Origin of the sequence: Phaeobacter sp. JH20_08 (genome assembly GCF_048056635.1) — a bacterium.
Lineage (GTDB): Bacteria > Pseudomonadota > Alphaproteobacteria > Rhodobacterales > Rhodobacteraceae > Phaeobacter > Phaeobacter bryozoorum.
In genome coordinates this window covers 121,194-144,544 of sequence record NZ_JAYMVV010000005.1, presented here as the reverse complement: position 1 = coordinate 144,544, position 23,351 = coordinate 121,194, and the positions used below count along the sequence as shown (strand labels likewise).

Sequence of the window (23,351 nt, the reverse complement as noted above, 5' to 3'; positions counted from 1 at the left end):
CAACTGCATTCACATTCCGTAAATTTGTGATCACACGCCGGAAAACTGTGATCACAAATTCGATAAATCTTCGGGAATTCTTTACCAGCTGTGAGAAAACCCTTTAAACATTGGCGCCATGACGGCGTATTAGACAAGACAATTGCAGCCAGACGGGACAGTTTCAGATGAACATCCACGAATATCAGGCCAAGGCCCTCCTCCGCAGCTACGGCGCGCCGGTTTCGGACGGGCGTGTGGTGCTCAAGGCAGAAGATGCCAAAACCGCAGCTGGTGAGCTGGACGGCCCGCTCTGGGTGGTTAAAGCTCAGATCCACGCAGGTGGCCGCGGCAAAGGCTCCTTCAAGGAAGCCGACGCGGGCGAAAAAGGCGGCGTGCGCCTGACCAAATCGGTCGAAGAAGCCGCTGACGAAGCCAAAAAAATGCTGGGCCGCACGCTTGTGACCCACCAGACCGGCCCGGCCGGCAAACAGGTGAACCGCATCTACATCGAGGCAGGCTCCGGCATTCAGACCGAACTTTACCTCGCGCTGCTGGTGGACCGCCAGACCTCGCGCATTTCCTTTGTCTGCTCCACCGAGGGCGGCATGGACATCGAGGAAGTGGCGGAAGCCACACCCGAGAAGATCCTGTCCTTCTCCGTTGATCCGGCAACCGGCTACCAGCCGTTCCACGGCCGCCGCATCGCCTTCTCGCTGGGTCTTGAGGGCCAGCAGATCAAGCAATGCGTCAAACTGATGGGCCAGCTCTACAAGGCATTTGTCGAAAAAGACATGGAAATGCTGGAGATCAACCCGCTGATCGTCTCCGACAGCGGCGATCTGAAGGTCCTGGACGCCAAGGTCGGTTTCGACGGCAACGCGGTTTACCGCCACGCTGACATCTCCGAACTGCGCGACACCACCGAGGAAGACCCCAAGGAGTTGGAAGCCTCCAAATACGATCTGAACTACATCGCTCTGGACGGTGAGATCGGTTGCATGGTGAACGGTGCGGGTCTGGCGATGGCCACCATGGACATCATCAAACTCTACGGTGCCGAGCCTGCGAACTTCCTCGATGTGGGCGGCGGCGCCACCAAGGAGAAAGTGACCGAGGCGTTCAAGATCATCACCTCCGACCCGAACGTCAAAGGCATCCTCGTCAACATCTTTGGCGGTATCATGCGCTGCGACGTCATCGCGGAGGGCGTGGTTGCCGCGGTGAAAGAGGTCGGCCTGAAGGTTCCGCTGGTTGTTCGTCTCGAGGGCACCAACGTGGAAGCCGGCAAAGACATCATCAACAACTCCGGTCTTGATGTCATCGCAGCTGACAACCTGTCCGACGGCGCCGAGAAGATCGTGAAAGCGGTTAAGGGGTAAACCCGATGCAAGGCTTCAAATCCCTTCTGGTCGCTGCGCTGGCTCTCGTTGGTGCAACCCCTGTCGTGGCTCAAGAACTCATTCTCGAGAGCCAGCATCAGTACTTTGAGTCAAAGGTGTCGAAACGCGATAAGGCTTGCCAGACCGAAGCTTTGAAAGCGTTGGGCAAACGTTTTGAAGGGATCAATAGTCTCACCATTACAGCTTCGAACTACTGGACTTCTACTATTGTCGGCATTGAGAATTATGCATTCCCAGACAGTCGACTTTCGTCGGAGCACGGAGACGTGGCGGTCGAGGTGCTTTGCATGGTTTCTACCGAAAAAGAAGAAATCATCGAGATCTCATTCCAGTTCAATCCAGCACTCAAAGGCGGTCGAAACGCGAGTCCCTATACTACAGGTAGCTCGATGCTCGTGTGGCAAACCCCCACAGAATTTACAGGAGACTCCTAAAATGGCAGTCCTCATCGACGAAAACACCAAGGTCATCTGTCAGGGCTTCACTGGCTCGCAGGGCACATTCCACTCCGAACAGGCCATCGCCTATGGCACCAAGATGGTCGGCGGCGTGACCCCCGGCAAGGGTGGCCAGACCCACCTGAACCTGCCGGTGTTCAACTCCGTGCACGAAGCCAAGCACGTGACCGAGGCGAATGCCTCCGTGATCTACGTGCCACCGCCCTTCGCGGCTGACTCCATCCTTGAGGCCATCGACGCCGAAATGGAGCTGATTGTCTGCATCACCGAGGGCATCCCGGTTCTGGACATGATGAAGGTGAAGCGCGCGCTGGAAGACAGCAAATCGCGTCTGATCGGCCCGAACTGCCCCGGCGTCATCACTCCAGATGCCTGCAAGATCGGCATCATGCCCGGCCACATCCACAAGCGTGGCTCGGTCGGCGTTGTGTCCCGCTCGGGTACCCTGACCTATGAAGCTGTTAAGCAGACCGCCGATATCGGTCTCGGCCAGTCCACCGCTGTGGGCATCGGCGGCGACCCGATCAAGGGCACCGAGCACATCGACGTGCTGGATATGTTCCTGGACGATCCGGAAACCGAATCCATCATCATGATCGGTGAGATCGGTGGCTCCGCTGAAGAAGAAGCCGCAGAATTCCTCGCCGAGCAGAAGAAAAAAGGCCGTTGGAAGCCGGTCGCTGGCTTCATCGCAGGCCGTACCGCCCCTCCGGGCCGTCGCATGGGCCATGCCGGCGCGATCGTCGCAGGCGGCAAAGGTGGCGCAGAGGACAAGATCGAAGCGATGAAATCCGCTGGTATCGTTGTGGCTGACAGCCCGGCCACCCTGGGCGAGGCCGTTCTGAAAGCTATCGGCAAGTAATGCCGAAGGCCGCCTCATATGGCATCAAGGACCAAATCCCGGACGGGCACACCCTGTCTGTCCGGGAACCGAGCGGCTGTCCGGGCCGCTCGTCTTCCCGTTTCAGGGATCCTTTTGCAGATAAGATTGTTACCTCCAGAGGCCGTTCTTATCTGCTGCAGGATTCCGAGGGCGTTTTACTCTTCCGAAACGCCTTCTGATCAGGCTGCAACGCATTGACCCAAGGTCGCACCAAAACCGGTCCCAACCCGCAAGAGGTACTCTCATGACCGACCAGAGCCCTAACGATCTCTTCCATGCCTCCTCCTTCATGCAGGGGCACAACGCGGAGTATCTGGAGCAGCTCTATGCCCAATATGCCAATGACCCCAATGCGGTGGATGCCGCCTGGGCGGAGTTTTTCCGGCAGATGGGGGACGCAGAGCTCGACGTGAAGGCCGAGGCCGCAGGCCCCTCCTGGGCGCGCTCCGACTGGCCGCCTGCTCCCAATGACGACCTGACGGCCGCGCTGACCGGCGAATGGCCCGCCCCGGAAGAGAGCAAGAGCGCCGGCAAGAAGATCAAGGATAAGGCCGCAGCCAAGGGTGTCGAAGTGACCGACGATCAGGTCCAGCGCGCCGTGCTGGATTCGATCCGGGCCTTGATGCTGATCCGGGCCTACCGCATCCGCGGTCATCTTGCGGCCAACCTCGACCCGCTCGGGATGCGCGAGGACGCCCAGCACCCTGAGCTGGATCCGCGCACTTACGGCTTCAGCGAAGCCGACATGGATCGCCCGATTTTCATCGACAATGTTCTGGGTCTTCAGGTCGCCTCGATGCGCCAGATCGTGAACATCGTGAAACGCACTTACTGCGGCACCTTTGCCCTGCAGTACATGCACATCTCAGACCCCGAGCAGGCCAGCTGGCTGAAGGAGCGGATTGAGGGCTACGACAAGGAAATCACCTTCACCCGCGAAGGGCGCAAGGCGATCCTAAACAAGATGGTCGAGGCCGAGGGCTTCGAGAAATTCCTGCACGTCAAGTACATGGGCACCAAACGCTTTGGCCTTGATGGCGGCGAGAGCCTGATCCCGGCGATGGAACAGATCATCAAGCGCGGTGGCGCGCTGGGGATCAGAGACATCGTGATCGGGATGCCGCACCGGGGCCGCCTGTCGGTGCTCGCCAATGTGATGCAGAAACCCTACAAGGCGATCTTCAACGAATTTCAGGGTGGCAGCTTCAAACCCGAAGACGTGGATGGATCGGGCGATGTGAAATATCATCTTGGCGCGTCGTCAGATCGTGAATTCGATGGCAATTCCGTCCACCTGTCGCTGACCGCGAACCCCTCTCACCTCGAAGCGGTAAATCCGGTGGTTCTGGGCAAGGTGCGCGCCAAGCAGGATCAGCTGAAAGACCGCGATCGCAGCAAGGTTCTGCCGATCCTGTTGCACGGTGATGCGGCCTTTGCCGGCCAGGGGGTCGTGGCGGAATGCTTCGCCCTGTCAGGGCTCCGCGGCCACAAGGCAGGCGGCACCATGCATATCGTGGTGAACAACCAGATCGGCTTTACCACCGCACCGCATTTCTCTCGCTCCTCTCCGTATCCCACCGACAACGCGCTGGTGGTTGAGGCGCCGATCTTCCACGTCAACGGCGATGACCCGGAAGCGGTGGTCCATGCCGCGAAGGTCGCGACCGAGTTCCGGCAGAAGTTTCACAAGGACGTGGTTCTGGATATCTTCTGCTACCGCCGGTTTGGCCACAACGAGGGCGACGAGCCCATGTTCACCAACCCGCTGATGTACAAGAAGATCAAGGGCCACAAGACCACGCTGTCGCTCTATACCGAACGTCTGGTGAAGGACGGGCTGATCCCCGAGGGCGAGATTGAGGATATGAAAGCCTCGTTCCAGGCTCGCCTGAACGAGGAATTCGAAGCCGGAAAGAACTATAAGCCGAACAAGGCGGACTGGCTGGACGGACGCTGGTCGCACCTCGACAAGCACGGCGCCAAGTATCAGCGCGGCCGTACCGCCATCAAGCCGGACACCCTGAACGAAATCGGCACCGCACTTTCACGCGTGCCGGAGGGCTTCCCGATCCACAAGACCATCGGCCGTTTCCTTGAAGCCCGTGGCAAGATGTTCGAGACCGGTGAAGGCATCGACTGGGCGACCGGTGAGGCACTCGCCTTTGGCTCGCTGCTGACTGAAGGCTACCCTGTCCGCCTCGCCGGTCAGGATGCCACGCGCGGCACCTTCTCGCAGCGCCATTCCGGCATCGTGAACCAGGAGACCGAAGAGCGCTACTATCCGCTGAACAACATCCGCAGCGGCCAGTCGCAGTATGAGGTGATCGATTCCGCCCTGTCGGAATATGCTGTCCTCGGGTTCGAGTATGGCTACTCGCTGGCGGAACCCAATGCGCTGACCCTGTGGGAGGCCCAGTTCGGTGATTTCGCCAACGGCGCCCAGATCATGTTCGACCAGTTCATCTCCTCCGGCGAGTCCAAATGGCTGCGTATGTCAGGCCTCGTCTGCCTGCTGCCGCACGGGTTCGAAGGTCAGGGCCCGGAGCATTCCTCCGCCCGTCTGGAACGCTTCCTGCAGATGTGCGGCCAGGACAACTGGATTGTGGCGAATTGCACGACACCGGCAAACTACTTCCACATTCTGCGTCGTCAGCTGCACCGCACCTTCCGCAAGCCGCTGATCATGATGACGCCGAAATCGCTGCTGCGTCACAAGCTGGCGGTCAGCAAGGCCGAGGAGTTCACCACCGGCTCAAGCTTCCACCGCGTGCTGTGGGATGATGCACAGCACGGCAACTCCGACACCAAGCTGGTGGCAGACGACAAAATCAAGCGCGTGGTGCTCTGCTCTGGCAAGGTCTACTATGACTTGCTGGAAGAACGTGACGCGCGCGGCATCGACGACATCTACCTGATGCGGATCGAACAGTATTATCCCTTCCCTGCCATCTCCCTCGTAAAAGAGCTGGAGCGCTTTAAGGGCGCCGAGATGGTCTGGTGCCAGGAAGAGCCCAAGAACCAGGGTGCCTGGACGTTCATCGAGCCGAATATCGAATGGGTGCTGACCCGTATCGGCGCCAAGAACAGCCGCCCGATCTATGTCGGTCGCGCCACATCGGCCTCACCCGCGACGGGTCTGGCCAGCGAACACAAAGCCCAACAAGCTGCGCTCGTCAACGAAGCGCTGAGCATCGAAGGATAACACCCTATGACCACCGAAGTTCGCGTGCCCACCCTGGGCGAATCCGTGACCGAAGCCACCGTTGCCACCTGGTTCAAGAAACCCGGTGATGCCGTAGCGGCTGATGAAATGCTCTGTGAGCTGGAGACTGACAAGGTCACCGTCGAAGTCCCCGCCCCTGCCGCAGGCACCCTGGGTGAAATCGTCGCCGCCGAAGGCGAGACCGTAGGGGTCGACGCCCTTCTGGCCACCATCTCCGAAGGTGCGTCCTCCGGCGCCGCAACCTCGGGTGCGCCCAAGAGCGATACCACGCCAGCCGCAGACACCGGTGACAAGGCGGGGGCCAGCACCGATGTGATGGTCCCCACTCTCGGTGAATCGGTCAGCGAAGCCACCGTCTCGACTTGGTTCAAGAAGGTCGGCGATACCGTCGCGCAGGATGAAATGCTCTGTGAGCTGGAAACCGACAAGGTCTCGGTCGAAGTGCCCGCGCCGGTCTCCGGCGTTCTGACCGAAATCACCGCCGCAGAAGGCAGCACTGTGGATGCAACGGCCAAACTTGGTGTGATCTCCGGTGGCGACGCCGGCGCCGTCACCCCCGAGCCGACAAAGGCAGAAACCGCCGGTGGTGCGCAATACACCACACCTCCTGCAGGTCAGGGCGGTCCCGCAAAGGATGTCGCCAATGCGCCCTCCGCAGAGAAAGCCATGGCCGAGGCCGGTCTGTCCGCAGATCAGGTCCAGGGCACCGGTCGCGATGGCCGCATCATGAAGGACGATGTCGCCCGCGCTGTGGCTGCGGCCGCAGCGGCACCGGCGGCTACTGCCTCAGCGCCCGCAGCTGCCGCTCCGGTGCGCGCACCTGTGGCAGCCGACGACGCCGCGCGCGAAGAACGGGTGAAAATGACCCGCCTGCGCCAGACCATCGCCAAGCGTCTGAAGGACAGCCAGAACACCGCGGCCATGCTCACCACCTACAACGAGGTCGACATGACCGAGGTGATGGCCCTGCGTAACGAGTACAAGGATCTGTTCCTGAAGAAGCACGGTGTGAAACTGGGCTTCATGTCCTTCTTCACCAAGGCCTGCTGCCACGCGCTGAAGGAAGTGCCCGAGGTCAATGCCGAGATCGACGGCACCGACATCGTCTACAAGAACTTTGTCCACATGGGCATCGCCGCAGGCACGCCCACGGGACTGGTGGTTCCGGTCATCCGCGACGCCGATGCAATGTCCTTTGCTGACATCGAAAAAGCGATTGCCGAAAAAGGCGCGCGCGCCCGCGACGGCAAGCTGTCGATGGCGGAAATGCAGGGCGGCACCTTCACCATCTCCAACGGTGGTGTCTATGGCTCGCTGATGTCCTCGCCGATCCTGAACCCGCCGCAATCCGGTATCCTCGGCATGCACAAAATCCAGGACCGCCCGATGGCGCTCAATGGCAAGGTCGAGATCCGCCCGATGATGTATCTGGCGCTATCCTACGACCACCGCATCGTCGACGGCAAAGGTGCCGTGACCTTCCTCGTGCGCGTCAAAGAAGCGCTGGAAGATCCCCGCCGGTTGTTGATGGATCTGTAGGATAGCATGCGCGCGCTGTTCCAGATTACGGAGAAGGGCCGGGCGGCTGATGGCCGCCGCCTCGCAGCGCGCGCAACTCTTGTTCAGCTCGCCGTTGTCTGGGGGCTGTTCGCCGTTATTGGCACGCTGGAGATTGCTGCTGGGAATGAGATTGCGCCCTACTCGCAAGCGATGGTAGCGGTTTGCATATTCTATATCTTTTTTCTCTATGCTCTCGCCCGCGATTGGGCGGTAGTGGGCATTCTTTACGGTGGATACCTTCTGCTAGGATTTTTTGTTGGCGGCAATCTTATCGGGTTGGGCTTGCTTTACGCTCTTGGCACCATCGTTTCCAGTATCCTGAACTTCGTGACTCTGTGCGGCATCGTGATCTGGCTGCGAAACCGATCTGCAACCTCTACAAGCATTGTGTAAGGTCTAGATGCCCCCTGAACTCACCGCCCTCACCCTCGCCGCGCTCTTGCAGGTGTTTCAGATCGCCCTGATGGCGGTGCCTGCGAACCTTGAGCTGGGTCAGGGCAAAACGCTTGGCCCGCGCGACCGGGATCGTCTCGGCGGTGATCTGCGCGATCAGCTCTCGACCCGCACCGCGCGTCTACACAGGGCGATGTCAAACCACTTTGAGGGGCTGATCCTCTTCGGAATCGTCTGCCTGGTGGTGTCACTGGCGGACAAGTCAACCGGGTTCACCGCGGCCTGCGCCTATGCCTACCTCGGCGCGCGCGTCCTCTACATTCCCGCCTATGCCTTTGGCTGGGTCCCGTGGCGCTCGCTGATCTGGTCTGTGGGCTACCTCGCAACCACCCTCATGCTGATTGCGGCCCTGACATGAGCCGTCATCTTTCCCAAAATACTCCGGGGGAGGCCCCGACAGGGGCCGGGGGCAGCGCCCCCTTTCCCCATGATCTTCATCGCTAACCCCTCAAGGAGCACATCAATATGGCATCCTATGACGTGATCGTAATCGGCGCCGGCCCCGGTGGCTATGTCTGCGCTATCCGCTGCGCCCAGCTGGGCCTCAAGACCGCAGTGGTCGAGGGCCGCGAAACCCTCGGCGGCACCTGCCTCAATGTCGGCTGTATCCCGTCAAAGGCGCTCTTGCACTCCACCCATCTGCTGCATGAGGCCGAGCACAACTTCGCCCATATGGGTCTCAAGGGCAAAAGCCCCTCGGTCGACTGGGCACAGATGAAATCCTACAAGGAAGAGGTCATCGGCCAGAACACCGGTGGCATCGAATTCCTCTTCAAGAAGAACAAGATCGACTGGATCAAGGGCTGGGCTTCCATCCCGGAGGCTGGCAAGGTCAAGGTGGGCGATGACACCCATGAGGCAAAGAACATCGTGATTGCCTCCGGCTCCGTTCCCTCGGCTCTGCCGGGCGTCGAGGTCGACAATGACAAGGGCATCGTGGTGGATTCCACCGGCGCACTGGACCTGCCGAAGATCCCAAAGAAAATGGTGGTAATCGGCGCTGGCGTCATCGGTCTGGAGCTGGGCTCGGTCTATGCCCGCCTGGGCAGCGAAGTCACCGTGGTGGAATATATGGACGCCGTCTGCCCCGGTATGGACAAGGACGTTCAGCGCAGCTTCAAGCGGATCCTTGAAAAACAGGGCCTGACCTTTGTCATGGGCGCGGCCGTCCAAGGGGTCGATGCCGCCAAGACCAAGGCAAAGGTGAAGTACCAGCCGAAAAAAGGCGGCGACGAAGAGGTGATCGACGCAGATGTGGTGCTGGTAGCGACGGGTCGCAAACCCTATGCGGAGGGGCTGGGGCTGGACGCCCTCGGCGTCAAGATGACCGAACGGGGTCAGATCGCCACCGACTCCCAATGGGCGACCAATGTCAAAGGCGTCTATGCCATCGGTGACGTCATCGAAGGTCCTATGCTGGCCCATAAAGCCGAAGACGAAGGCATGGCCGTTGCCGAGGTGATTGCGGGCAAACATGGCCACGTCAACTACGGCGTGATCCCTGGCGTGGTCTACACCACACCGGAGGTGGCCACCGTCGGCCAGACCGAAGATGCGCTGAAAGCCGAAGGTCGCAAGATCAAGGTGGGTAAGTTCATGTTCATGGGCAACGCCCGCGCCAAAGCGGTGCATCAGGCAGAAGGCGGCTTCGTCAAGCTGATCGCCGATAAGGAAACCGACCGCATCCTGGGCGCTTCGATCATTGGCCCGGCAGCCGGTGACCTGATCCACGAAATCTGTGTAGCGATGGAGTTCGGCGCCTCCGCCGAGGATCTGGCGCTGACCTGCCACGCACATCCGACCTATTCCGAAGCTGTCCGCGAAGCGGCGCTGGCCTGCGGTGACGGTCCGATCCACAGCTAAATGGAGCAGCGCAGGAAACCGGGTGCCCTACCCGGGCTCCGCCTGCTAGATATCTAACCCACACCAGAGCGGCCCATCCATGGTGGGCCGCTTTCTCATGAACCGGAGCCTCTACCATGACTGTCAGCCTGCAAGTGATCTACCCCGCCTCCGCCGACGCGACGTTTGACTATGATTATTATGAGACCACCCACCTGCCACTGGTCGAAGAACATTTTGGCGATCTGATGGAAACCGTCGAGGCATCGCGCGGGATTGCAAGCGGCCCGGATATTCCGCCGGCCTATCTGCTGATCGCCACGATCACCTTTCCAGATATGGACACATTGGACCGCGCGATGGGCGAAAAAAGCGGACCAATCATCGACGACGTCGCCAATTTCACCAATGTGCGTCCGCAGATCCTTGTCGGTGAGGTCTTGATGAGCTGACCCTGATCTGCCACCCGGGCGAACCCTGCTGTGAAAGCCCGGATGGGGCATTCACAGCCGCTCCCGGTTACCAGAGGGTCTTGGCTGCACGGGGCGCCCAGGCCTGGTCATAGGCGACACCGCCCTCTTGCCCTGCGGTCTGCTCGGCCAGGATCTCGCCCATAGAAGGAAGCCCCGCGCTTTCGTCGCCTGAGGTCCAGGTCCGAGCCCGCATCAGCGCGCGGGCGCACTGGCTGTAGATCTCGCCAATCTCGATCACAATCACTGTGCGCGGCTGCTTGCCGTTCTTGTCGAACCGGGCCAACATCGCCGCATCTGCAGTGACCCGTGCCCGCCCGTTGACCCGCACCACATTGTTTGACCCCGGTACCAGAAACATCAGCGAAACCCGGGGGTCCCGCAGGATGTTTCGCAAACTGTCGATACGGTTGTTACCGCGCCAATCCGGCAGCGCGAGCGTTCCGGGATCCAGCTCCAGCACCACCGGACCATCATCACCGCGCGGGCTGTCATCGGTCCCCTCCGGCCCAACGGTGGCCAACATGCATAGTCGCGATGCCATGATCCACTGCCGGTACAGCGGCGTCATCTGCCGTGCCACCTTGCGCAGGGACGGTGTTCCCGGAGCGCCATAAAGCGCCTCCAACTCATCAACTGTGCTGAGAAATTCCATCGACCTTGAACCCCGCTTCCTCCATCAACTTGTCTGAATGTGTCTCCACTTCGCGCTCCAGCGTGGCCATGAAGGCATCGCGGTCCAGTCCCGGGGCGATAGAAGGCAGAAATTCCACAACGCCCAACCCCGGTTTGCGCATGATCCCGGTGCGTGGCCAGAACAACCCCACATTGGTCGCCGCAGGCACACAGGGCTGCTCCAGCGCGGCATAAAGGACGCCAGTGCCGATCTTGTAGGGCCGGTCAACCCCGGGCGCGACCCGCGTGCCTTGCGGATAGATCACCAGCTGGCCGGGTTCTGCGAATTCTGCTGCCACGTCCTTGACCATGCGGGCAATGGCATTGCCTTTCTTGCCACGGTTGACCGGCACACAGCCCAGGCGCTTGGCATAAATGCCGATAATCGGCGTCCACAACAGCTCACGTTTCATGATGAACTTGGCTGCTGGCGTGGCGTGAAAGATAATCAGAATATCCAGAAAACTCTGATGTTTGGCCGCAATGATCACCTCATCGGTCGGGACCTCGCCACGCACCTCCGTACGCAGGCCCAGCATCCAACGCGCGCACCACAGCACATAACCGGCATAGCTGCGACAGGCCACCCGGGCACCGCGCGGCGAGACCAGGGCCCATGGCGCAAAGACCAGACCAAAGATCAGCATCATCACATAGATCTGAATCATGAACACGGCCGAGAGCAGCCATCTAAACGCAGTTATCACGCCAAATCTCCAAGACGTTTGTTGGCCGCACGGGTGGTCGCGGCAAAGGCGACAAGCGCACCAAGCAGAGGGATGCAGAGTGGCAGGAGCCAGCTCCAACCTTGAAAGCCAAGCCCGGTCAGGAACCCGCCCTCGCGGGAGGCTTCGGGCATCAGCCAGACCCCGAGCATTCCCAGCGCCATGCCAACGCTGGCGCCAAATAGCGCGCGCAGGGTGAAACGCCGGATAAAGGCCTGAGCGATATAGGTGTCCAGCGCGCCGACGAGACGCAGCACCTCAATCACCTGGGCATTGGCCGCAAGCGCTGCATTCGCAGCAAGGGTGATCATCGCCGCGGTGGCCCCGCCGATCAACAGGATGGACACCCAGGCCAACCGCCGCAGCGCCTGGGCAGCATCCACCAGCGGCGCCCGCCAGCGCGTGTGATCATCCAAGATCGCACCCGGAACCTCAGCCTGAAGGCGCAAGCGCAGACCGGTCTCATCATAGCCCGGATCGCCCTCGATCACTTCGATCAGCTGTGGGATCGGCAGCGTATCCAGCGGCAGTTTGGTGCCAAACCATGGCGCCAACAGAGCCGCCTGTTCCTCGCGGCTCAGCGCACGAGCCGAGGCGACACCCGGCGTCTGTTCCAGAATGGTCATTGCCGCCTCGGTCTGGGCAGCACGCTGCTCCGCAGGTGCATTGATCCGTAGCGTGGCCGCGCGCGCCAGTTCCTCTGCCCAGCGATCTGCCAAACGGCCGGAGGCCAGCGACAGCGCCAAGGCAAAAACCGCCAGAAACGCCATCGCACCAGAGACAAACAAAGTCAGCTGGGCGGTAAATCCACTGGGCGGAACAACACGGTCAGCCTGGGCATCCCCGACAATCAGGTTGCGCAAACGTGTCAGTTTCATAGGTCCGCTCCGGCCTGCTGAAGCTGGCGGTTCGAAATACGCAGGACTCGTGCCTGAACCTGCTTCTTGGCGGCCCGGATCAACGACAGATCATGTGTCGCGACCAGAACGGTTTTGCCCATGTGATTCAATTCCACCAACAATTGCAGCAGCCGCTGCGACATGTCCCAATCCACGTTGCCAGTTGGTTCATCGGCGATGATCACCTCAGGCGAGAGGATCACCGATCTGGCCAGCGCCGCGCGCTGCCGCTCACCACCAGAGAGCTCCGGTGGGGTGGCATGGGCGCGCTCCGACAGGCCAACCCAGTTCAACAGCTCGCGCAGATTAGCCTCTTCCTGGGTGATATCCCGCCCGGAGACCGTCAACGGCAACGCGATATTCTCCAGCACCGGCAGGTGATCGAGGAACCGGCAATCCTGGTGGACCACCCCGATGCGGCGGCGCAGATAGGCCATCTGGTCACGATCCAGCCCCTTGATATCCATGTTGAAAGCACGTGCGCGGCCTGACGTTGGTGTCAGCGCGCCGTAACAAAGTTTCAACAGGGTGGTCTTGCCCGCGCCCGATGGGCCTGTCAGGAAATGGAACGACCCCGGTGCCAGCTGCACCGACACGTCGCTCAGCAGTTCCCCGCCACCGTAGTTGTACCCCACATTGTCCAGCTCGATCACGGCGGTCCCCTTTTGGTCACCGGTGTTTTGCCCGACTGTGCGCCCAGTTTCAATGGTCCGCGCTGTTGCCACGCCACCCCGGCTGAAACAGTCCGTTCAGATGAGAGCGATTGGCTCTTTCGTGGAAAGACGGAACTGCCTATGATTATTCAACAATCACCCGCCGACAGCCGCCCGGCCCCCCCGGGAGCCACCTCAGGTCCCAAGGAGTGACCCATGCGACTGACATGTCCGAACTGTGCCGCCCAATATGAGGTGCCGGATGATGTGATCCCCGATGAGGGGCGCGACGTGCAATGTTCCAACTGCGGGCAAACGTGGTTTCAGGCTGGCCGTGCGATTGAGGCGGAGGATGACCCGAGCATTTCCCCCGCTGCGGAACCCGGCGACGATATAGCCCCGGTTGAGGACGAAATCGGCGCCCCTGATCCTGCTTCCCTTACGGCGACACAAGACGATGATATCGTGGAAGACGCGCCGGAGGAGGAGACCGCAGAGCCTGATCAGCAGGATGAAATCCAGAATCAACCGCCAGAGATCACAGCCACGTCGCGAGGTCTTGACCCGACGATCAGCGATATTCTGCGCGAGGAGGCTGAGCGTGAAGCCCGGCTGCGCGCCGCTGAAAGCAACAGCTTACAAACACAGACGGATTTGGGACTGGATTCTCTGCCGGAAGAAGAATCCGCCCGCCGTGCCCGCGAAGCCCGCGAGCAGATGGCCCGGATGCGTGGCGAAGATCCCCAGCAGCTCTCCACCTCGGAAACCGAATCCCGTCGCGGATTGCTGCCCAATATCGACGAAATCAACTCCACCCTGCGATCCGGTGAAGGGCCTGCGGCCCCGATCGCACCACCAGTCGATGCACCGGCCCCAAGGAAAAAGCGGAACTTTGCGCGGGGCTTTGCCTTTGCACTGTTGATCGCGCTGGGTCTTGCCATGGCCTATGACAACGCGCCCCTGATCGCCCAGAAGCTGCCACAGGCGGATCCCTACCTCAGCACCTATGTCGCCAAGGTGGACGCGGCGCGGCTGTGGCTAGATACGCAGGTGCGTGCCTTCACAGTGCAGCAGTAGAACCGCAGCCAGACGGTACCGGCGACCGATCGGACACGAACGGTCGCCCCGCAGGTCCACCGCCGTCGTCAGAAGCGATCCAGAAGACGCTCGAGATAGCTTCGCTCAGTCTCGCTACGGCTGCGCTCTCCGGCGCGGCGGCGGATCTCTTCAAGAAGATCCCAGGCGCGGCGATAGGCCTGCCCTTCGCTGAACTGCCCGTCGGAAACACCACCATCACCCTGTTCCCCATTGCGTCGACCAAGCGGATCCATTTGGTTGCCTTGGCTTGAGCTGCTGGTGCGCCCCTGCCCCTGTCCCTGACCCGGTTGCTGCTGTTCGGCCATTGCCTCTCCCAGCGCGCGCATTCCCTCTCGCAGAGCTTCCATCGCGTCGGACTGGCGGTCGATGGCCTCGGCGAGGTCACCCTGCCGCAAAGCCTCCTCCGCCCCATCCATGGCCCGTCCGGCATCATCAAGCGCATCACGCGTCGCCTGACCGCCTTCGCCATTGCCAAGCGGGAGGCCATCCCGCTGCGCCCGCAACTGATCGCGAAGAGCTTGCTGGCGATCAGCCAGCGACCCGGCAGGACCCTGTGTGCCGTCCTGCGGAGTGTTGGCGCCGCCACCCTGCCCGGTCCCATCATTATCAGGCGCGCGCTGTCCCTGACCACCCTGACCGGGCTGCCGGTCACCGCTGGGGTCGCCGGAGCCGGGCCTGTCGCCTTGGCCACCCTGATTGCCCTGACCGCCCTCGTGGGACTCCCCACGGCCCAGGCCGCCATTGCGCCCTTCATTTCCCTGACTTTCGCCGCGGCGTGCACCGGGATTGAACTGCTCCTGCAAATCCCGAAATGCCTGATCCGACAAGCCCTGCTGCTCACGCAGGGTTTCGGCCAACCCCTCCATGCTCTGCTCTCCGGGGCTGCCATCCTGACCTTCCTGCCCTTGGGTGACACGCATGTTTTCCATCATCTGCTGGAACTCGCGCAGCGCCTGCTCGGCCTCGGCCATCCGGCCCTGTTCCATCAGCTCCTGAATACGATCCATCATCGCCTGAAGATCCTGCTGAGTGAGCTGCATGGCGTTCTCATCCGGAGCGCCTTGCGGCTGCCCGTCATTGCCCTGCTCCTGCGCCTGTCGCTGCAACTGACGCAGATAGTCCTGCGTGGCATCGCGCAGCTGTTGCATCAGACGGGCAATCTCTTCATCGCTGGCACCATCGCGCATCGCTTGGCTCAGCTGCTCCTGAGCGCGCTGCATGCGGGCAAGAGCGTCGCCGACATCGCCTTCCTCCAGCTGGATTGCCAAATCCCAGAGCGCTTCAGCCAACGCGTCCTGCTGCTCTGGCCCAAGCGTTCCTGCGTTGCTGTGCTGTTCCAGACGACGCAGGATAGTACGCAGACGCAGATAATCCCCATGGTCGTGGAACACTTCGGCCGGATAGGTCGACAGGGCGCGCAGGACCTGGGCCACCCGTGGCGCATTGGCACGCGCCCAGAGCAGATCGCGCCGCTGCTCTGCCACCGCTGCGGCCATCGGATCAAAGAAACGCCGGGTCACCAACGGCGCCCTGAGCACCTCTGCCTCGGTCTCCTGCCCCTTGGCGTCCTGTGCGACCATACGGTAGCTGACAGGCATGTTGGCCCAGGGGTGTTTGGCGAAGGCCTCGATCACCTGCTCGTCGAAGCTGTGGCGATCACCGGTCAGCGGCAGTGGCAGGTCCAGAACAATCGGCTCCCGCGTATCTGGTTCGGCTGCCAGCCCATGGCTCCGATCAATCTCGGCCATATCCAGCGAGATTTCGACCTGACCAGCCGCCACGCCGTAATCGTCACTGGCGGTATAGGCAAGCGAGGTCGTATCATCGGACTCCAGCGTCGGCTCTCCCACAATGGCAATCGTCGGAGGCAGGTCCTCAATCAGCGTCACATCCCAGCTGCGGCCACCGGTGCCATTGATGGTCAATGTCCCGTCGCGGGTGATCACGAAACTCTGCTCAGCCGCGGCGGCAGAGGGCACGTCTCCGGTGCGTCCCGAGAGGGTTTCATCCAGTGTAAGATCTCCGACCTCACCGTAAAACCGCAGGGTCAGGCGGCTGTTTTCGGGCAGGGTCAGAACCGGCTCGGACTGATCATTGAGATAAAGCACCGGCAGACCGGTGTAGCGCGGCGGTTCGATCCAGCCCTCCCATGTCGGCCCTGCTGCCGCATTCACCGCGCCGGGGGCCATCTCGCCAAGGCTACCAACCCGCCAGATGGAGCCGAAGAGCATGGCAACCGATAGCGCCAGAAGTGCCAGATAGCGCAGCGCAAAGGGGTCAGCGCGCGCGACTGACAGATTGGGTTTAGGGGCAACTGCGGTGGCGGCGCGCGCCTGCATCCGCCGCTGATGCGCCTGCCACAGGGCTTGCGACGCCGGATCATCCGACCCGATGGCCTGCGCGTCCAGCAGCGCCGCAATAGGATGTCCGGGCAGCGTCATATCCAGACGAGCCAGGGCGTCGGACAGACTGGGCATACTGAACCGCCAGCCCCCAAAGCCAATCGCGACTGCCGCAGCCAACACCAGCAGCACGGCCCCCACCCAGACCAGTTCGATCGGCAACTGCTCGTGCAGGCCCAACATCACAGCGGCAAGCGCCAGCATCAGTAGCGAAACCAACGGCCAGAAGGCGCGCACCAGACGTTCCGACAACAGCCCCACCCAGGTCAGCCGCACCGGCCAGCGAAGCCGCACAAGGCGCGGATCTGAGAGCCTCGGGCCTGAGCCGCGACCTGTTGGGATCGGATCGGACGGCAGATCGGAACCGCCGTCTTTCCGCGAGTACCTACCCTCCGCCTGCGGGCGCGCCGGTGAACCCGGCGCGGCGGCAGATGTCGCGTCAGCCTTGCGGCGAAACTTGGGGTCGTTGACCATGCGGGCGGCGCCTCCGATCAGCCCTGCGCCGCGTCAGATGTCGCGGTACCCGTCAGAGCCACTCGGGGATGGTATCGCGGTTTATCATTTCGTCAAAGTCCGGACGTCGGCGGATAACCGCGAATTGATCCCCATTGACCAGCACTTCAGGGATCAACGGGCGCGAGTTATATTCGCTCGACATCACTGCCCCATAGGCGCCGGCACTGCGGAAAGCCACCAGATCCCCCGCTTCCAGGGGCGGCATATCGCGATGGCGCGCAAAGGTATCGCCAGTTTCGCAGACCGGTCCAACGATATCATATGGACGCTGCTCCACTCCGGCGTCGGCTTCGATCACCGGAACAATCTCGTGATGCGCCTCATACATGGCGGGGCGGATCAGATCATTCATGGCGCCGTCGATGATCAGGAAATCCCGGTCCTCGCCGGATTTCACATAGATCACCTTGCTCACCATGATGCCGGCATTGCCGGCAATCAGACGCCCCGGCTCGATTTCGATCTCACACCCAAGATGCCCCAAGGTGCGCTGTACCATAGCGCCGTATTCAACCGGCAACGGTGGCGTATCGTTCGAGCGGGTGTAGGGAATACCAAGGCCACCGCCAAGGTCGAGACGGTGAATCTCATGACCATCAGCGCGCAGCTGCTCGGTCAGTTCCGCCACTTTCTGATAGGCCAGCTCGAATGGGGCCAGTTCGGTCAGCTGCGAGCCGATATGTACGTCAATGCCGATCACCTTCAGCCCTGGCAGGCTGGCGGCACGGGCATAGACTTCCCGCGCCCGCGCAATCGGAATGCCGAATTTATTCTCAGATTTGCCCGTCGCGATCTTGGCGTGAGTCTTTGCATCGACATCCGGGTTCACGCGTACGGTGATCGGCGCCACAACGCCCAGTTCCTGCGCAACCGCGTTGATCACGTCCATTTCCGGCTCGGATTCCACATTGAACTGACGGATACCACCGCTCAGGGCGGTTCGGATCTCGTCCTCGGTCTTGCCGACGCCCGAAAACACAATCTTGTCACCGGGAACTCCGGCCGCCTTGGCGCGCAGATATTCGCCCTTGCTGACCACATCCATGCCGGCGCCAGCCTGTGCCAGCGTTTTCAGGATCGCCTGATTGCTGGCTGCCTTCATTGCGTAGCAGACCAGATGATCCATCTCCTTCAGCGCATCATCAAAGAGGTGGAAATGGCGCAGCAGTGTCGCCGTTGAATACAGGTAAAACGGAGTGCCCACAGCAGCCGCGATCTCGGCCACCGGCACATCTTCGGCGTAGAGAGCGCCGTCACGATAGAGAAAATGATCCATAGATCGCGCTTAGACCAGAACCGGGGCGCGGATCAAATGATTCCGCTCAGGGTCAGACGCCCAGATAGACGCTGAGTGGCCCTTTGTGCAGGCCAAGGCTGCCGCCCGCGTGGACGCCGCTGCTGGACACGCCAACTCCGGCATTGAGCGAGGGTCGTACCGGCTCTCCGTCGACCCCGCAGGCCGCAAGACCCACGCAGGCCACCAGAATACCCAGGATCAGAACGGTTTTCTGCATATTGATCCCTTTCGATCTGGGCGGTTGCGATTGAACCGGCACATCACCGCTTAACCGCAACCGCCTTGCTATCAGTCCGCCAGGAGGCTCTGCCAGCGGGCCACCTGCGCGCGCACCTGGGCGGGTGCGGTGCCGCCGTAAGACATGCGCGAGTTTACCGAGTTTTCGACGCCAAGCACAGTGAAGATGTCCTCGGTGATGCCTGCATGCACGCCCTGCATATCCTCCAGGGAGAGGTCCGGCAGGTCGCAGCCGCGCTTTTCGGCCATCGCCACCAGGGTGCCGGTCACGTGGTGCGCATCGCGGAACGGCACCTTCAGCACCCTAACCAGCCAGTCGGCCAGGTCTGTGGCGGTGGAGAAGCCGGAACCCGCGGCCGCCGCCAGGCTCTCGCGGTTGCCGGTCATGTCCTTCACCATGCCTTCCATCGCCGCCAGCGCCAGCATCCAGTTGTCGGCAGCGTCAAAGACCTGTTCCTTGTCTTCCTGCATGTCCTTGGAATAGGTGAGCGGCAGCCCCTTCATCACCATCATCAGCGCGGTGTTGGCGCCAAAAATCCGGCCCACCTTGGCGCGGATCAGCTCAGCCGCGTCCGGGTTCTTCTTCTGCGGCATGATCGACGAGCCGGTGGAGAAGCGGTCGGAGAGCGTCACGAAACGGAACTGGGCAGAAGACCAGATCACCAGCTCCTCGGCAAAGCGGGAGAGGTGCATGGCGCTGATCGAGGCGCAGGACAGGAACTCCAGCGCGAAATCGCGGTCAGAGACGGCATCGAGCGAATTTGCCGCCGGGCGGTCAAAGCCCAGCGCCTTGGCGGTCATTTCCCGGTCGATCGGGAAGGAGGTACCGGCCAGCGCCGCCGCGCCCAGCGGCGATTCGTTCATCCGCGCGCGGGCATCGCGGACGCGGGACAGATCGCGGCCGAACATCTCCACGTAGGCCATCATGTGGTGGCCCCAGGTCACCGGCTGCGCGGTCTGCAGGTGGGTAAAGCCCGGCATCACCCAATCGGCGCCAGCTTCTGCCTGCGACAGAAGCGCGCGGATCAGCGCCAAGAGGCCGCTTTCGGCGGCGTCCAGCTGGTCACGTACCCAGAGTTTGAAGTCGGTTGCCACCTGGTCGTTGCGGCTCCGGCCCGTGTGCAGGCGGCCCGCAGGCTCACCGATGATCTCTTTCAGGCGGGCCTCCACGTTCATATGGATGTCTTCCAGTGCGGTGGAATACTGGAAGGTTCCGCCCTCGATCTCTGACAATACGGTGAGCAGCCCTTCCCGAATGGCCTCGGCATCATTATCCGTAATGACACCTGTCGCGGCCAACATCGCCGCATGGGCCCTGGAGCCGGCAATGTCCTGCGCCGCCATCCGCTTGTCGAACCCGATCGAGGCATTGATCGCCTCCATGATCGCGTCCGGGCCAGCGGCAAAGCGGCCGCCCCACATCTGGTTCGAGGATTGATCTGTCATGGTGTGGAACCCCGGAGATAATATGCGTCTGTTTCGTCAGCTAACCCTTTATATGGCCCTTGCCCTCGGTGCAAATGCCGCCTTTGCCGCGGACCCCGCAGCCCTTTCCGAGCTCCGCGAAGGTGACATGCGCCGTCTGATCCTCCACCCGGAAGCAAAACCGACCTCCAGCAACAGCTTTGAACTGGAAGACGGCAAGGGCAGCGCCTCGCTTGCCGATTATGAAGGCAAGTTTGTCCTGCTGAACTTCTGGGCCACCTGGTGCGCTCCCTGCCGGAAAGAAATGCCGATGCTGTCCGAACTTCAAAGTGAATTTGGCGGTGAGGATTTTGAGGTCCTGACCCTAGCCACCGGCCGCAACTCGCCCGCCGGGATTCAGAAGTTCTTTGATGAAACGGGCATCACCAATCTGCCCCGCCATCAGGATCCAAAGGGTGCGCTGGCCAAGGAAATGGCCGTATTTGGCCTGCCGATGACAATGATCCTCGATCGCGACGGCAATGAAATCGGCCGCCTGCGTGGCGATGCAGAGTGGAACTCCGACAGTGCCAAGGCAATCCTGCAAACTCTGATCGACGCAGAATGACTGATTGACGCTCATTAAGAAGACCCGCGGCCGTACCGCAGTGCAGCAGCTTTCCCGGGCGTGCGCGGGCGGTGGCCAGATAGCTGGCATCTTTCGGAGCTTGACCCAACGCCACCTTTGACAGAGCCGTCACCCTGCCGCCAATCTGAGCGGCAGGGAGGACGTAATGCCGCTGGAAATCTTGGTGGCGATGGTGCTGATCGGCATTGTTGTCATAGCTATACTGCTTCATGTCACCGGGCGGTCCGCTCCGGTTCTGATGACGCGAGACACCGCCGCCAAGGCCTGGTCTCGTCATGATCCCGATACTCAAATCCTGAACACATGGCCAAGCACTCTTGGTCAGGCGGCCCTGATTGAAACCGATCTCGGGCTTGGTCTGGTCTGGTGTTTTGGCGCCGATACCATTGCCCGGCCACTTGCCGGGGTGCGACTATTGGATCACCCCAAGGGCCTGAAGCTGCGGTTCGCCGATTTTGCTACCCCCTCCGTGGTGCTCCACCTGTCGGATGCCGAGCTCAACGATTGGCGACGGCGCATCATGGGCGACCACAGCGCACCAATCACACCGACCGTGACAGCGCAGACAGAAGGACAGACACATGCCTGATACGATTTCGTACCCTGATGTCACCCAGTGGGCGGTCCCTTTCTTCATCGCCGCGATTCTGGCTGAGTTCCTCTGGATCGCCATCAAGGGACGTGGCGGGCGATATGAAACCCGCGACGCCGTCACATCTCTTGTTATGGGCGCCGGTAGCGTGGCGTCAGGCATTGCGCTTGGCTTCATCGCCTGGGCCTTCTTCATGCTTTTGTGGCAGATCACGCCGTTGGACCTGGGCACATCGGTCTGGGTGATCGTTCTGTGCTTCGTCCTGGACGACCTGCGCTACTACTGGGTGCATCGCTTTGGCCACCGGGTGCGCTGGGTCTGGGCCAGCCATGTCAATCATCACTCAAGCCAGCACTACAACCTCACCACCGCTCTGCGGCAGACCTGGACGGGCACATTCACCTTTATGATGGTGGTGCGCGCGCCGCTGGTTCTCTTGGGCTTCCATCCTGCCATGGTGCTGTTTGTCGGAGGCATCAATCTGGTCTACCAGTTCTGGATCCACACCGAGGCCATCGGCCGGATGCCGCGCTGGTTTGAGGCCGTGATGAACACACCCAGCCATCACCGCGCCCACCACGGCCGCAATCCGCGCTATCTTGATTGCAACTATGCTGGCGTCTTTATCATCTGGGACAAGATGTTCGGCACATTCGTACCCGAACAGGATCACGACCGCCCGGATTACGGCCTGGTTCACAACATCGGCACCTTCAACCCACTGCGTGTCGCCTTCCACGAATGGGTCAGCATCTTCAAGGATGTGACCCAACCCGGGCTGACGGTCAGGCAGCGGTTGCTATATGCGGTTGCCCCGCCGGGCTACAGCCATGACGGCAGCCGCGACAGCTCCGACACAATCCGCGCAAAGCATTTGCAACGTCATCCTGAGGACATCGGCAGCGCTGGCTTTGACAAGACCTGAGTGCAGCTCTCAATTTGGGTAAAATTGTCGCCTTAATCCTAGCTCAACGCTTTTGCGCCAAGGTCCGGTCTGATCCATATTGATCAGACCACCCCAGCGCCAAGGGATATACCCGTGAAGAAGAAGCAAAAGGTCATGGCCGACATGCCAGAAGGCGGCGATAACCCGCTGACCTCTGCGGTTGTATCGCGTGATCGGTCGACTCTCGACATGGTCAGCGACGCGATTCGCCACAACCAGACGATGCTTGCCTATCAGCCCATCATACAGGCTATGCCGCCACAGGGGGTTGCGTTTTACGAGGGGTATATCCGGGTTCTCGATTCAACGGGTCGCGTGATACCTGCGCGCGAATTCATGCCGCTGGTCGAGGATAAGGAAACCGGGCGTGAACTGGACTGTCTTGCCCTCGAACATGGCCTGAAGGCACTTGCCCGCAGCCCCAATATCCGCCTCTCCGTCAATATGTCCGCGCGCTCGATCGGCTATCAGCGCTGGATGCGTGTCCTTGAAAAACATCTGAAGAAAGATGCCGCCGCAGGCGAAAGGCTAGTGCTGGAAATCACCGAGGCCTCTGCCATGGCTGCGCCCGAGTTGGTCATCGATTTCATGGACCGGATGCAGAAACACGGTATCGCCTTTGCGCTTGATAACTTCGGCGCCGGGGCAACGGCCGTCAGCTATTTCCGGCAGTTCTTCTTTGATGCGGTGAAAATTGACGGGCAGTACATCCGTAACATTCATGCCAACCATGACAATCAGGCTGTTGTCCGCGCGCTGGTAGGGATCGCCAAGCAATTCGATATGCTGGTGGTTGCGGAATCCGTCGAAAGCCCAGCTGACGCCGAATTCCTGATCTCCATCGGTGTGGACTGCCTGCAGGGCTATTTGTTCGGCGCCCCCTCGGTCAGCCCGCCATGGCTGGAAGAGCTGCGCAGGAACAGTCGCGCATCCTGACCTCACAGCACGTTGCCTTATGGGTGAATTCGCGCATCTTTGCGCCAGATA

At 61.1% G+C, this 23,351-nt stretch carries 22 protein-coding genes; 14 read left to right on the top strand and 8 right to left on the bottom strand.

The window, feature by feature from the left end:
- The first annotated feature begins 167 nt into the window (after positions 1-167).
- The 9 genes from sucC (at position 168) to VWY75_RS02730 (ending at position 10,253) form a co-directional block, all read left to right on the top strand.
- Positions 168-1,361, top strand: coding sequence for an ADP-forming succinate--CoA ligase subunit beta (gene sucC / locus VWY75_RS02770; protein WP_340544296.1), 1,194 nt, complete (start codon positions 168-170; stop codon positions 1,359-1,361).
- Between the two features lie 5 nt (positions 1,362-1,366).
- On the top strand, positions 1,367-1,816 hold the full coding sequence (locus VWY75_RS02765) for a hypothetical protein (RefSeq protein WP_416536447.1): 450 nt from the start codon (positions 1,367-1,369) through the stop codon (positions 1,814-1,816).
- Position 1,817: 1 nt separating this feature from the next.
- The gene (gene sucD / locus VWY75_RS02760) at positions 1,818-2,702 is read left to right on the top strand and encodes a succinate--CoA ligase subunit alpha (RefSeq protein WP_008559701.1); all 885 of its coding nucleotides are present in this window, start codon (positions 1,818-1,820) and stop codon (positions 2,700-2,702) included.
- A gap of 265 nt (positions 2,703-2,967) precedes the next feature.
- Positions 2,968-5,925 carry a 2-oxoglutarate dehydrogenase E1 component gene (locus tag VWY75_RS02755; protein WP_416537188.1) on the top strand — a complete coding sequence of 986 codons (2,958 nt, stop codon included), beginning with the start codon at positions 2,968-2,970 and terminating at the stop codon, positions 5,923-5,925.
- 6 nt (positions 5,926-5,931) lie between these two features.
- Positions 5,932-7,485 carry a 2-oxoglutarate dehydrogenase complex dihydrolipoyllysine-residue succinyltransferase gene (gene odhB, locus VWY75_RS02750; protein WP_416537187.1) on the top strand — a complete coding sequence of 518 codons (1,554 nt, stop codon included), beginning with the start codon at positions 5,932-5,934 and terminating at the stop codon, positions 7,483-7,485.
- 6 nt (positions 7,486-7,491) lie between these two features.
- Positions 7,492-7,899: a hypothetical protein gene (locus tag VWY75_RS02745; protein WP_416537186.1), complete on the top strand. Its 408-nt coding sequence runs from the start codon at positions 7,492-7,494 to the stop codon at positions 7,897-7,899.
- Positions 7,900-7,906: 7 nt separating this feature from the next.
- Positions 7,907-8,317, top strand: coding sequence for an MAPEG family protein (locus VWY75_RS02740; RefSeq protein WP_416537185.1), 411 nt, complete (start codon positions 7,907-7,909; stop codon positions 8,315-8,317).
- 107 nt (positions 8,318-8,424) lie between these two features.
- Positions 8,425-9,822, top strand: coding sequence for a dihydrolipoyl dehydrogenase (gene lpdA, locus VWY75_RS02735; protein ID WP_340544287.1), 1,398 nt, complete (start codon positions 8,425-8,427; stop codon positions 9,820-9,822).
- 116 nt (positions 9,823-9,938) lie between these two features.
- Positions 9,939-10,253, top strand: coding sequence for an EthD family reductase (locus tag VWY75_RS02730; RefSeq protein WP_340544286.1), 315 nt, complete (start codon positions 9,939-9,941; stop codon positions 10,251-10,253).
- Between the two features lie 67 nt (positions 10,254-10,320).
- Here the strand turns inward: VWY75_RS02730 and VWY75_RS02725 are convergent, their stop codons facing one another.
- The 4 genes from VWY75_RS02725 to VWY75_RS02710 are packed head-to-tail and all read right to left on the bottom strand — an operon-like array spanning position 10,321 to position 13,223.
- Complete coding sequence (locus VWY75_RS02725) at positions 10,321-10,926, bottom strand: pyridoxamine 5'-phosphate oxidase family protein (RefSeq protein ID WP_340544285.1); 606 nt, start codon at positions 10,924-10,926, stop codon at positions 10,321-10,323.
- Positions 10,904-11,653: a lysophospholipid acyltransferase family protein gene (locus VWY75_RS02720; RefSeq protein WP_416537184.1), complete on the bottom strand. Its 750-nt coding sequence runs from the start codon at positions 11,651-11,653 to the stop codon at positions 10,904-10,906. Before VWY75_RS02720 ends, VWY75_RS02725 begins: the two co-directional genes overlap by 23 nt.
- The gene (locus VWY75_RS02715) at positions 11,650-12,549 is read right to left on the bottom strand and encodes a cell division protein FtsX (RefSeq protein WP_340544283.1); all 900 of its coding nucleotides are present in this window, start codon (positions 12,547-12,549) and stop codon (positions 11,650-11,652) included. Before VWY75_RS02715 ends, VWY75_RS02720 begins: the two co-directional genes overlap by 4 nt.
- The gene (locus VWY75_RS02710; protein ID WP_340544281.1) at positions 12,546-13,223 is read right to left on the bottom strand and encodes a cell division ATP-binding protein FtsE; all 678 of its coding nucleotides are present in this window, start codon (positions 13,221-13,223) and stop codon (positions 12,546-12,548) included. The genes VWY75_RS02715 and VWY75_RS02710 overlap by 4 nt, the downstream gene beginning before the upstream one ends.
- Before the next feature lie 216 nt (positions 13,224-13,439).
- On the opposite strand from VWY75_RS02710, the gene VWY75_RS02705 reads away from it, so the two are divergent.
- Positions 13,440-14,300 (top strand): zinc-ribbon domain-containing protein, encoded by an 861-nt coding sequence (locus tag VWY75_RS02705; RefSeq protein WP_340544280.1) that lies wholly within the window; start codon positions 13,440-13,442, stop codon positions 14,298-14,300.
- A gap of 68 nt (positions 14,301-14,368) precedes the next feature.
- Here VWY75_RS02705 and VWY75_RS02700 read toward each other — a convergent pair whose 3' ends face one another.
- The 4 genes from VWY75_RS02700 to argH all read right to left on the bottom strand — a co-directional run bounded on the left by VWY75_RS02700 (position 14,369) and on the right by argH (position 20,219).
- Positions 14,369-17,197: a DUF4175 domain-containing protein gene (locus VWY75_RS02700; RefSeq protein ID WP_416537183.1), complete on the bottom strand. Its 2,829-nt coding sequence runs from the start codon at positions 17,195-17,197 to the stop codon at positions 14,369-14,371.
- A gap of 52 nt (positions 17,198-17,249) precedes the next feature.
- Complete coding sequence (gene lysA / locus VWY75_RS02695) at positions 17,250-18,515, bottom strand: diaminopimelate decarboxylase (RefSeq protein ID WP_340544278.1); 1,266 nt, start codon at positions 18,513-18,515, stop codon at positions 17,250-17,252.
- 52 nt (positions 18,516-18,567) lie between these two features.
- Complete coding sequence (locus VWY75_RS02690; RefSeq protein ID WP_340544277.1) at positions 18,568-18,753, bottom strand: hypothetical protein; 186 nt, start codon at positions 18,751-18,753, stop codon at positions 18,568-18,570.
- A gap of 71 nt (positions 18,754-18,824) precedes the next feature.
- Entirely contained in the window at positions 18,825-20,219 is a 1,395-nt protein-coding gene (gene argH, locus VWY75_RS02685) for an argininosuccinate lyase (protein ID WP_416537182.1), read from the bottom strand.
- A gap of 22 nt (positions 20,220-20,241) precedes the next feature.
- On the opposite strand from argH, the gene VWY75_RS02680 reads away from it, so the two are divergent.
- The 4 genes from VWY75_RS02680 (at position 20,242) to VWY75_RS02665 (ending at position 23,300) form a co-directional block, all read left to right on the top strand.
- Entirely contained in the window at positions 20,242-20,805 is a 564-nt protein-coding gene (locus VWY75_RS02680) for a TlpA disulfide reductase family protein (protein ID WP_416537181.1), read from the top strand.
- 166 nt (positions 20,806-20,971) lie between these two features.
- Entirely contained in the window at positions 20,972-21,415 is a 444-nt protein-coding gene (locus tag VWY75_RS02675; RefSeq protein ID WP_416537180.1) for a hypothetical protein, read from the top strand.
- Positions 21,408-22,343 (top strand): sterol desaturase family protein, encoded by a 936-nt coding sequence (locus VWY75_RS02670; protein ID WP_340544270.1) that lies wholly within the window; start codon positions 21,408-21,410, stop codon positions 22,341-22,343. Before VWY75_RS02675 ends, VWY75_RS02670 begins: the two co-directional genes overlap by 8 nt.
- Before the next feature lie 135 nt (positions 22,344-22,478).
- Entirely contained in the window at positions 22,479-23,300 is an 822-nt protein-coding gene (locus VWY75_RS02665; RefSeq protein WP_416537323.1) for an EAL domain-containing protein, read from the top strand.
- The last annotated feature ends 51 nt before the right edge of the window (positions 23,301-23,351 follow it).

Coding starts and splice junctions, on each gene's coding strand:
- VWY75_RS02730 (WP_340544286.1), top strand. CDS start 9,939: ATGACTGTCAGCCTGCAAGTGATCTACCCCGCCTCCGCCGACGCGACG.
- odhB (WP_416537187.1), top strand. CDS start 5,932: ATGACCACCGAAGTTCGCGTGCCCACCCTGGGCGAATCCGTGACCGAA.
- VWY75_RS02740 (WP_416537185.1), top strand. CDS start 7,907: ATGCCCCCTGAACTCACCGCCCTCACCCTCGCCGCGCTCTTGCAGGTG.
- lpdA (WP_340544287.1), top strand. CDS start 8,425: ATGGCATCCTATGACGTGATCGTAATCGGCGCCGGCCCCGGTGGCTAT.
- VWY75_RS02675 (WP_416537180.1), top strand. CDS start 20,972: ATGCCGCTGGAAATCTTGGTGGCGATGGTGCTGATCGGCATTGTTGTC.
- VWY75_RS02700 (WP_416537183.1), bottom strand. CDS start 17,197: ATGGTCAACGACCCCAAGTTTCGCCGCAAGGCTGACGCGACATCTGCC.
- VWY75_RS02665 (WP_416537323.1), top strand. CDS start 22,479: ATGGCCGACATGCCAGAAGGCGGCGATAACCCGCTGACCTCTGCGGTT.
- VWY75_RS02680 (WP_416537181.1), top strand. CDS start 20,242: ATGCGTCTGTTTCGTCAGCTAACCCTTTATATGGCCCTTGCCCTCGGT.
- sucC (WP_340544296.1), top strand. CDS start 168: ATGAACATCCACGAATATCAGGCCAAGGCCCTCCTCCGCAGCTACGGC.
- lysA (WP_340544278.1), bottom strand. CDS start 18,515: ATGGATCATTTTCTCTATCGTGACGGCGCTCTCTACGCCGAAGATGTG.
- VWY75_RS02755 (WP_416537188.1), top strand. CDS start 2,968: ATGACCGACCAGAGCCCTAACGATCTCTTCCATGCCTCCTCCTTCATG.
- argH (WP_416537182.1), bottom strand. CDS start 20,219: ATGACAGATCAATCCTCGAACCAGATGTGGGGCGGCCGCTTTGCCGCT.
- VWY75_RS02765 (WP_416536447.1), top strand. CDS start 1,367: ATGCAAGGCTTCAAATCCCTTCTGGTCGCTGCGCTGGCTCTCGTTGGT.
- VWY75_RS02725 (WP_340544285.1), bottom strand. CDS start 10,926: ATGGAATTTCTCAGCACAGTTGATGAGTTGGAGGCGCTTTATGGCGCT.
- sucD (WP_008559701.1), top strand. CDS start 1,818: ATGGCAGTCCTCATCGACGAAAACACCAAGGTCATCTGTCAGGGCTTC.
- VWY75_RS02670 (WP_340544270.1), top strand. CDS start 21,408: ATGCCTGATACGATTTCGTACCCTGATGTCACCCAGTGGGCGGTCCCT.
- VWY75_RS02715 (WP_340544283.1), bottom strand. CDS start 12,549: ATGAAACTGACACGTTTGCGCAACCTGATTGTCGGGGATGCCCAGGCT.
- VWY75_RS02705 (WP_340544280.1), top strand. CDS start 13,440: ATGCGACTGACATGTCCGAACTGTGCCGCCCAATATGAGGTGCCGGAT.
- VWY75_RS02690 (WP_340544277.1), bottom strand. CDS start 18,753: ATGCAGAAAACCGTTCTGATCCTGGGTATTCTGGTGGCCTGCGTGGGT.
- VWY75_RS02745 (WP_416537186.1), top strand. CDS start 7,492: ATGCGCGCGCTGTTCCAGATTACGGAGAAGGGCCGGGCGGCTGATGGC.